Source organism: Blastococcus sp. CT_GayMR20 (assembly GCF_004570345.1).
The window spans coordinates 1-9105 of the sequence record NZ_SPQM01000163.1 but is presented as its reverse complement, the minus strand read 5'-3'; the positions used below and the strand labels follow the sequence as shown (position 1 = coordinate 9105).

At 72.2% G+C, this 9105-nt stretch carries 9 protein-coding genes and 1 pseudogene; 9 read left to right on the top strand and 1 reads right to left on the bottom strand.

Annotated features, from left to right (window positions below):
• Nucleotides 1–196 (top strand): annotated as a pseudogene (locus E4P40_RS23725) (ExsB family transcriptional regulator); the annotation flags it as partial.
• Here the strand turns inward: E4P40_RS23725 and larB are convergent.
• Nucleotides 187–861, bottom strand: a complete 675-nt coding sequence (larB, locus tag E4P40_RS23720; protein WP_245160546.1) for a nickel pincer cofactor biosynthesis protein LarB — start codon at nt 859–861, stop codon at nt 187–189. The pseudogene E4P40_RS23725 and the gene larB sit on opposite strands and share 10 nt — an antisense overlap.
• A 57-nt stretch (nt 862–918) precedes the next feature.
• Between larB and E4P40_RS23715 the strand changes: the two genes are divergently transcribed.
• The 8 genes from E4P40_RS23715 (at nt 919) to dapB (ending at nt 8949) form a co-directional block, all read left to right on the top strand.
• The gene (locus E4P40_RS23715; protein ID WP_135160836.1) at nt 919–1251 is read left to right on the top strand and encodes an antibiotic biosynthesis monooxygenase; all 333 of its coding nucleotides are present in this window, start codon (nt 919–921) and stop codon (nt 1249–1251) included.
• A 99-nt stretch (nt 1252–1350) separates the two neighbouring features.
• Nucleotides 1351–2490, top strand: a complete 1140-nt coding sequence (locus E4P40_RS23710; protein WP_209305488.1) for a branched-chain amino acid aminotransferase — start codon at nt 1351–1353, stop codon at nt 2488–2490.
• A gap of 17 nt (nt 2491–2507) precedes the next feature.
• A complete protein-coding gene (locus E4P40_RS23705) occupies nt 2508–3461 on the top strand; it encodes a bifunctional riboflavin kinase/FAD synthetase (protein WP_135160835.1) in 954 nt (317 codons plus the stop codon).
• A 92-nt stretch (nt 3462–3553) separates the two neighbouring features.
• Nucleotides 3554–3823 (top strand): 30S ribosomal protein S15, encoded by a 270-nt coding sequence (rpsO, locus tag E4P40_RS23700; protein ID WP_135160834.1) that lies wholly within the window; start codon nt 3554–3556, stop codon nt 3821–3823.
• A gap of 279 nt (nt 3824–4102) precedes the next feature.
• Nucleotides 4103–6370, top strand: coding sequence for a polyribonucleotide nucleotidyltransferase (locus tag E4P40_RS23695; protein WP_135160833.1), 2268 nt, complete (start codon nt 4103–4105; stop codon nt 6368–6370).
• Nucleotides 6367–7728 (top strand): pitrilysin family protein, encoded by a 1362-nt coding sequence (locus E4P40_RS23690; RefSeq protein WP_135160832.1) that lies wholly within the window; start codon nt 6367–6369, stop codon nt 7726–7728. The genes E4P40_RS23695 and E4P40_RS23690 overlap by 4 nt, the downstream gene beginning before the upstream one ends.
• A 5-nt stretch (nt 7729–7733) precedes the next feature.
• Nucleotides 7734–8096 (top strand): VanZ family protein, encoded by a 363-nt coding sequence (locus E4P40_RS23685; protein ID WP_135160831.1) that lies wholly within the window; start codon nt 7734–7736, stop codon nt 8094–8096.
• 46 nt (nt 8097–8142) lie between these two features.
• Entirely contained in the window at nt 8143–8949 is an 807-nt protein-coding gene (gene dapB, locus E4P40_RS23680; RefSeq protein WP_209305487.1) for a 4-hydroxy-tetrahydrodipicolinate reductase, read from the top strand.
• Nucleotides 8950–9105: the final 156 nt, after the last annotated feature.

Below are 9105 nucleotides of genomic sequence, written 5' to 3'. Positions count from 1 at the left end.
GCGCGACCTCCGCGTGCGCGACCTGGGCGGCGGCACCGCGCGGGTGGAGATCGACGCCGGGCGCGTGCCCGAGGTCGCCGCGCGGCCGGACCTGCTGGCCGCAGTGGCCGGGTTCGAGCGCGTGGAGCTCGACCCGCGCGGTTTCCGGTCGGGTTCGATGAACGAACTGCTGCCGGACCCGGTCCGCTACCGCTGAGCCGACCTCGCGATCCGCGCGGCGGCCACACCGGCGCCGAACCCGTTGTCGATGTTGACCACCAGCACGCCCGGCGCGCAGGCGGTGAGCATGGTCAGCAGCGCGGCCAGCCCCTCGAACGCGGCGCCGTAGCCCACGGACGTCGGGACGGCGACGACCAGCCGGTCGGTGAGCCCGGCGACCACGCTGGGCAGCGCGCCGTCCATGCCGGCGACCACGACGACCGCGTCCGCCTCGGCCAGGTCCGGCGCGACGGCGAGCACGCGGTGCACGCCGGCCACGCCCACGTCGTCCACCCGCCGGCAGCCGACGCCGCTCGCGGCCAGGGTCGCGGCCACCTCGGCGGCCACCGGGCCGTCCGACGTCCCGGCGGTGAGCACGAGGACGGTGCCCACCGGGGCAGGGAGCTCCCCGACGAAGGCCGAGCGGGCGTCGGCGTCGACGACGGCGTCCGGCCAGCGCCCGAGGACGGCCGCGGCGGTGGCGTCGTCCACCCGCGTGGCCCAGGCGAGCGGGCTGCCGCCCTCAAGGAGCGCGGCCAGGCAGGCGACGGTCTGCGCCGGCGTCTTGCCGGCGGCGTAGACCACCTCGGGCGTCCCGGTGCGCGTTCCCCGGTCGAGGTCCAGCCGGGCGAAGCCGAGGTCGGCGGTGCGCTGCGCATTCACCCCTCCAGGGTGCCCCATGCGCGATTGCGCACCGGCCGGCGCGGGAACGGGAGCGGCATGAGCATCGTGAAGATCAACGCGATCGTCGTCCCCCCGGACAAGCAGGCCCGGTTCGAGGAGCGCTTCCGCGGCCGGGGCGGCCACGTCGAGAAGACCCCCGGCTTCGAGTGGTTCGAGCTGCTCCGGCCGGTGGAGGGCACCGACCAGTACCTCGTCTACACCCGGTGGAGCAGCGAGGAGGCCTACCGCGAGTGGGAGTCCGGCCAGGACTTCGCCCGCTCCCACGACGGCGGCGGCGACGACCTGGCCCCGGCGGCGAGCGACTCCCACCACCTGTGGTCCTACGAGGTGCTCGAGTCCTCCGGCCCGAAGGCGCACCAGGAGACCTGAGCACCGCAGAGCGAGCCCGGACCGTCGGGTTACTGTGACGGCGCCGGTCTTCCGCCCCGGAGGGCCGGTGCCGTTCCTTCGCACGTGCAGGTGGGAGCCATGACCGACACGCTCGCCGACAGCCGCACCTCCTCCCGGATGTTCACCGAGGGCGTGCCGCTCGTGGTGGAGGACGTGACACGTCGCCCGGCCGCCGAGCGCGCGGGGATGCTGGCCGAACCCGGCTTCGGCCGGTTCTTCACCGACACCATGTTCGTGGCCCGGTACCAGGCCGGGAAGGGCTGGTACGACGCCCGGCTGACCCAGTACGGGCCGCTGCAGCTGGACCCGTCGACCGCGGCGCTGCACTACGCGCAGTCGATCTTCGAGGGCCTCAAGGCCTATGCCCAGCCCGACGGCAGCGTCGCCACCTTCCGCCCGGAGGCCAACGCCGCCCGGTTCGCCCGCGGAGCGAAGCGGCTGGCCATGCCGCCGGTCCCGGAGGACGCCTTCATCGCCGCGGTCGACGCACTCGTCGACGCCGACCGCGACTGGGTGCCCACCGGCCCCGACCAGACGCTGTACATCCGGCCGTACCAGCTCGCCAGCGAGCCCTTCCTGGGTGTGCGGCCGGCGTCGGAATACCTGTTCATGGTCATCGCCAGCCCGGCCGGCGCCTACTTCCCCCGCGGCGTGCACCCGGTCTCGGTGTACCTCTCCGAGGACTACATCAGAGCTGCTCCCGGCGGCACCGGCGACGTGAAGTGCGCCGGCAACTACGCGGCCAGCCTGCTCGCCCAGGAGCAGGCCATCGCCGCCGGCTGCGACCAGGTCGTCTGGCTCGACGCGGTGGAGAAGCGCTACGTCGAGGAGATGGGCGGGATGAACCTGTTCTTCGTCCTCGGCTCCGGCGAGGACGCCGAGCTCGTCACCCCCGAGCTGACCGGCACGCTGCTGCCCGGCATCACCCGCGACTCGCTGATCACGCTGGCCCGCGAGCTCGGCCACACCGTCACCGAACGGAAGTGGACGGTCGACGAGTGGCGCGAGGGCGTCGCCGACGGCACCGTCACCGAGACGTTCGCCTGCGGTACCGCCGCGGTGATCACCCCCGTCGGCGAGGTCAAGGCCCGAACCGGCGACTTCACCGTCGGCGACGGCGCTCCCGGCCCGCTCACCATGCGGCTGCGCGAATCGCTGCTCGACATCCAGCACGGGCGGGTGGCCGACACCCGCGGCTGGCTGCACCGGGTCGCCTGAGCCGGGACGTCGACGGCGTGCTGCGCTGGCGCGGACTGGAGGCGACCCCGGGGGACCTCGGGCGGACCGTGGTCACCATCGGCATGTACGACGGCGTCCACCGGGGGCACCAGAAGCTGATCGGTGCCGCCGTCGCCCGTGCCCGGGCGATGCGCCGCCCATGCCTCCTGCTCACCTTCGACCCGCACCCGGCCGAGGTCGTCCGGCCGGGATCGCACCCGGCGATCCTCACCGCGCTGGACCGCAAGGCCGAGCTGGTGGCCGAGCTGGGGGTGGACGCGATGTGCGTCCTGCCGTTCACGACCGAGTTCATGCGGCTGTCGCCGGAGACCTTCACCCACACGGTGCTGGTCGAGCACCTGCACGCCGCCCAGGTAGTGGTGGGGGAGAACTTCACGTACGGGTTCAAGGCGGCCGGCACGGTGGATTCGTTGACCGTGGAGGGACGCCGCTTCGGCTTCGCCGTCGAGGGGATCTCGCTGGCCGCCGTCGACGACGACGACGTCACCATCTCCTCGACCTACATCCGGGCCTGCGTCGCGGCCGGCGACATGGTGTCCGCCGCCCGCGCGCTGGGCCGGCCGCACCGGGTGGACGGCATCGTCGTCCGCGGCGACCGGCGGGGCCGGGACATGGGCTATCCGACGGCGAACGTCGAGAGCCCGCCGTTCACCGCGATCCCGGCCGACGGCGTGTACGCCGGCCACCTGGTGACCCGTGACCCCCGCAGCGGGGCGAGCAGGGAGCGGTTCCCCGCCGCCATCTCCGTGGGCAGCAACCCCACGTTCCAGGGGAGCCGGCGTACGGTCGAGGCATACGTGCTCGACTACGACGACGACCTCTACGGCGAGCACGTCGGCGTCGAGTTCGTGCACCGCCTGCGGCCGATGGCTGCCTTCCCGGACGTCGACGCGCTGCTGGCAGCGATGGCGAAGGACGTCTCCGACACCCGCCAGATCCTCGGCATGTAACCTGGGCACCGACGTCGGGAGACCGACGTGTGTGCAGGCTGCCCCCGTGATTCAAACCGGGGGCCACACGTGACCCGCCCCGGAGGCGAACAATGGCGCTCGAGAGCGCAGTCAAGAAGCAGATCATGACCGAGTACGCGACGGTCGAGAACGACACCGGTTCGCCCGAGGTCCAGGTCGCGATGCTGACCAAGCGGATCAGCGACCTCACCGAGCACCTCAAGATGCACAAGCACGACCACCACAGCCGGCGGGGCCTGCTCCTGCTGGTCGGTCGTCGTCGCCGCCTGCTGAACTACCTGGCGAAGACCGACATCACCCGCTACCGCTCGCTCATCGAGCGGTTGGGTCTGCGCCGCTAAGCACGACGAGGGGGCCGTTCCGGGGGAATCCCGGGCGGTCCCCTTCCTCGTGCGGCACCCGCCGTACGGGGAACAACCGGCCAGCCGCCGGACGCGCCCCTCGAGGGCCGGTCCTCGGTAGTGGCTCCCGGGCACGCATCGGTTCCCCGCTCCGCGGGAACCTGGACCCGAGGGCTTCGATCGAGCACCGGTCGCCCCGGACGCAGGACGGCACAGCTCGCCGTCAGAGGAGTCGCAGACCGGCACGAGGCCGATGCGACGAAGAAGAGAGAAGGACACATGTCCGCACCCACCACCAGCCCCGTCTCCGCGGAGTTCGACCCCGAGGACGGCGTCACCACCGCCACCGCGGTCATCGACAACGGCAGCTTCGGCAGCCGTTCCATCACCTTCGAGACCGGCCGGCTCGCCCGTCAGGCCGCCGGCTCCGTCGTCATCACCATGGGCGACACCATGCTGCTGTCGGCCACCACGGCCGGCCGTCAGCCCAAGGAGCAGTTCGACTTCTTCCCGCTCACGGTCGACGTCGAAGAGCGGATGTACGCCGCCGGGCGCATCCCCGGCTCGTTCTTCCGTCGTGAGGGCCGGCCGTCGGAGGACGCGATCCTCACCTGCCGCCTGATCGACCGCCCGCTGCGCCCCACCTTCGCCAAGGGGCTGCGCAACGAGGTCCAGGTCGTCATCACCGTCATGGCGCTGGACCCCGAGCACCTCTACGACGTGCTCGCCATCAACGGCGCCTCGGCGTCCACCCAGCTGTCCGGCCTGCCGTTCTCCGGCCCGGTCGGTGGCACCCGCGTCGCCCTGATCAACGGCCAGTGGGTCGGCTTCCCGACCCACGCCGAGCTCGAGGACGCCGTCTTCGACATGGTCGTGGCCGGTCGGGTCCTCCCGGACGGCGACGTCGCGATCATGATGGTCGAGGCCGAGGCCACCGAGAAGACGATCCAGCTCGTCGCCGGTGGCGCCACCGCGCCCACCGAGGAGGTCGTGGCCCAGGGCCTCGAGGCCGCGAAGCCCTTCATCAAGGCGCTGTGCGACGCGCAGGCCGCGCTCGCGGAGAAGGCCGCCAAGCCGGTCGCCGAGTTCCCCCGTTTCCTGGACTACCAGGACGACGTCTACGCCGCCGTCGAGGCGCAGGTCGGCGACAAGCTGGCCCAGGCGCAGCAGATCGCCGGCAAGCACGAGCGCGAGGACGCCACCGACGCGCTCAAGGACGAGGTCAAGGCTGCCCTGGCCGGCCAGTTCGAGGGCCGCGAGAAGGAGATCTCCGGTGCCTTCCGCGCGCTGACCAAGAAGGTCGTCCGCCAGCGGATCCTGCGCGACAAGGTCCGCATCGACGGCCGTGGCCTCACCGACATCCGGCCGCTGTCGGCCGAGGTGGAGGTCATCCCGCGGGTGCACGGCTCGGCCCTGTTCGAGCGCGGCGAGACGCAGATCCTCGGCGTCACCACGCTGAACATGCTCCGCATGGAGCAGCAGCTGGACACGTTGTCGCCGGTCAACCGCAAGCGCTACATGCACAACTACAACTTCCCGCCGTACTCCACCGGTGAGACCGGCCGCGTGGGCTCGCCCAAGCGCCGCGAGATCGGCCACGGCGCGCTCGCCGAGCGGGCGCTCGTCCCGGTCCTGCCCGACCGCGAGGAGTTCCCCTACGCGATCCGGCAGGTCTCCGAGGCGCTGGGCTCCAACGGCTCGACGTCCATGGGTTCGGTGTGCGCCTCGACGCTGGCCCTGCTCAACGCGGGTGTGCCCCTGAAGGCCCCCGTCGCCGGCATCGCCATGGGCCTCGTCTCCGACGAGGTCGACGGCAAGACCGAGTACGTCGCGCTGACCGACATCCTCGGCGCCGAGGACGCGTTCGGTGACATGGACTTCAAGGTCGCCGGCACCAAGGACTTCGTGACGGCCCTCCAGCTGGACACGAAGCTCGACGGGATCCCCTCCGACGTCCTCGCCGGTGCGCTGACCCAGGCCCGCGCGGCGCGGCTGCACATCCTGGACGTCATGGGCGAGGCCATCGACGGCCCCGACGAGATGAGCCCCTACGCCCCGCGGGTGACCACGGTGCGCATCCCGGTCGACAAGATCGGCGCGGTCATCGGCCCCAAGGGTCAGATGATCAACGCGATCCAGGACGAGACCGGCGCCGACATCACCATCGAGGACGACGGCACGATCTACGTCGGCGCGTCCGACGGCCCCTCGGCCCAGGCAGCGGTGGACCGGATCAACGCGATCGCGAACCCGACGCTGCCCAAGGTCGGCGAGCGCTTCCTCGGCACGGTCGTCAAGACCACGCCGTTCGGTGCCTTCGTCTCGTTGCTGCCCGGCCGCGACGGCCTGGTGCACATCAGCAAGCTGGGTGGCGGCAAGCGGATCGGCAAGGTCGAGGACGTGGCCAACGTCGGCGACAAGATGCAGGTGGAGATCACCGACATCGACGCCCGCGGCAAGATCAGCCTCGTGCCGGTCGCCGAGGGTGACGCCGGCGCAGCGGGTGCCGAGGCGCCCGCCGAGGCCGCTGCACCCGCGGGTGAGTGACAACGCCTGACATCACGGGAGCCGGGGCGGGTGCTGATGCGCCCGCCCCGGTTCCCGTCGGGGTGACCGCGCTGCTCGACCTCGACGAGGTCGGCGGCCGGGTGGAGCGCACCGAGCTTCCGGGCGGCCTGCGGGTGCTGACCGAGACGATGCCGGGGGTGCTGTCGGCGACCCTGGGGATCTGGGTCGGCGTCGGCTCGCGGGACGAGAGCCCGGCGGTCGCCGGTTCCTCGCACTTCCTGGAGCACCTGCTGTTCAAGGGGACGGCAACTCGCAGCGCCCTGGAGATCGCGACGGCGATGGACGCCGTCGGCGGTGAGATGAACGCCTTCACCGCCAAGGAGCACACCTGCTACTACGCGAACGTCCTCGCCAGCGACCTCCCCCTGGCGGTGGCCCTGCTGTCGGATCTCGTCACCGAGGCCAGGAACACCGCGGCCGACCTGGAGTCGGAGCGCACGGTGGTCCTCGAGGAGATCGCCATGCGCGACGACGAGCCCTCCGACGCGGTGCACGACCTGTTCGCCGAGACCCTCTTCGGCGACACCCCGCTCGGCCGGTCGGTCCTGGGCACCGTCGACTCCATCGAGGGATTGACCCGGGACGACGTCGACGGCTGGTACCGCGGGCGCTACACCATGCCCTCGATCGTGGTGACCGCCGCCGGCCGGGTCGACCACCAGCAGGTGCTCGACCTCGTCACGGCGGCCTTCGGCGACCGGCTCGCCGGCGACGAGCGCCCGTCGCCGCTGCGGCTCGGCGAGGGCGCCCTCACCAAGCCCGCCCATCCCGCCGGACTCATCGCCCGCCGGACCGAGCAGACCCACCTCCTCCTGGGCACACCCACGATGGGGCGGCTGGACGAGCGGCGCTACGTCGCCGCCGTCCTCGACGCCGCGGTGGGCGGCGGGATGAGCTCACGGCTGTTCCAGGAGATCCGGGAGAAGCGCGGGCTCGTGTACAGCGTCGGGTCGGCGCTCACGCACTACGCGGGAGCGGGAGCGTTCTCCGTGTACGCCGGCTGCTCGAAGAAGCGCGTGCCCGAGGTGCTCCGCCTGGTGCGGGCCGAGCTCGAGCGGGTCGCCGCCGAGGGCATCACCGCCGAGGAGGTGGCCCGCGGTCGCGGCCAGCTCAAGGGTGGTCTGGTGCTCGGGCTCGAGGACACCGGCTCACGCATGAGCCGGCTCGGCAAGAGCGAGCTCTCCTACGGGGAGTACCTGCCCGTGCGGGACGTGCTCGACCGGCTGGACGCCGTCGACGAGGAGCAGGTGCGCGCCGTCGCGGCCGAGCTCTTCACCCAGGAGACGTGCCTCGCCGTCGTCGGGCCCTACCGCGAGTCCGACCTCGACCGGCTCTGACTCCCGTGCGTGACGCCCTGCAGGAGCACGGCCCGCTCGCCCGGGGTGCCTTCGCCGTCGTCGTCCTGGTCTCGCTCGCGGTGCTGTTCGCGCCCGCGGACGACGTGCCGTCCGCCCCGCCCGGGGTGGACAAGCTCGTGCACGCCGCGCTGTTCGCCGTGCTCGCCCTCAGCGGTCGCTGGGCGGGGATCGGCCGGCCCGTGCTTGGCGTGCTCCTGGTGACCTACGCGGCGGTCAGCGAGGTCGTCCAGGGGATGACCGCCCTGAACCGGACGGCGTCCGTCGCCGACTGGGTGGCCGACGTCGCCGGGCTCGTCCTCGGCCTGGTGCTCTGGGACGTGCTGGCCCGCCGGCATCGCCAGACGTGATCTTCCCTGCCTTGCGTGGGAACGCCGGGCCGGGAAGCCTGACCGCGTGACCACCAGCACCTCCGTCCCGAATCCGCAGCGTGCGCCCGTGCCCGACGGTGAGTCGCCCCTCATCAACGTGGGCGTGCTCGGCGCCCGCGGGCGCATGGGCACCGAGGTCGTCAAGGCGGTCAACGAGGCCGACGACCTCGAGCTGGTCGCGATGGTCGACGACGGCGACTGGCTGTTCAACGTGGCCGACGCCGGCGCCCAGGTGGTCGTGGACTTCACCCGCCCGGACGTCGTGATGGACAACATCCGCTTCTGCATCGACCAGAACATCCACTGCGTCGTCGGGACGACGGGCTTCGACGAGGACCGGCTCGCCACGATCTCCGAGTGGCTGGAGCCCAAGCCGGACGTCGGGGTCGTCATCGCGCCCAACTTCGGGATCGGTGCCGTCCTCCTGATGCAGTTCGCGCAGGAGGCTGCCCGCTTCTTCCCGTCGGTGGAGGTGGTCGAGCTGCACCACCCCAACAAGGTCGACGCCCCGTCGGGGACGGCGGTCCGCACGGCCCGCCTGGTCGCTGCCGCGCGCCGGGCCGCGGGGCTCCCACCGTCGCCGGACGCCACGACGGACGAGATGCCGGGCGCCCGTGGCGCCGACGTCGAGGGCGTGCAGGTCCACGCTGTTCGGCTGACCGGACTGGTGGCGCACCAGGAGGTGCTCATGGGCGCGGCGGGGGAGACGCTGACCCTGCGGCACGACTCGTACGACCGCGCCTCGTTCATGCCCGGGGTGCTCCTGGCCGTGCGCGAGATCGGCCGCCGACCGGGGCTGACGGTGGGGATCGAGAGCTTCCTGGGGCTGTAAGGGGACCCCCGTGCACGGCCCCGCAGGGTCGTGTATGGTTCTCCATGCGCCGCGCGGCCCGGGAGGGTCGCCGGACCGGTTGCTCCTGCGGGGGTGCTGGAAACCGGCGTAGTGTTGGACATCCAGCCAGCGAGGAAGCCCGGGAGGGCCGATTTG

Excerpts from the sequence above, each read along its gene's own strand:
- E4P40_RS23710 (WP_209305488.1), top strand. The coding sequence starts at position 1,351 with ATGACCGACACGCTCGCCGACAGCCGCACCTCCTCCCGGATGTTCACC.
- rpsO (WP_135160834.1), top strand. The coding sequence starts at position 3,554 with ATGGCGCTCGAGAGCGCAGTCAAGAAGCAGATCATGACCGAGTACGCG.
- E4P40_RS23715 (WP_135160836.1), top strand. The coding sequence starts at position 919 with ATGAGCATCGTGAAGATCAACGCGATCGTCGTCCCCCCGGACAAGCAG.
- E4P40_RS23695 (WP_135160833.1), top strand. The coding sequence starts at position 4,103 with ATGTCCGCACCCACCACCAGCCCCGTCTCCGCGGAGTTCGACCCCGAG.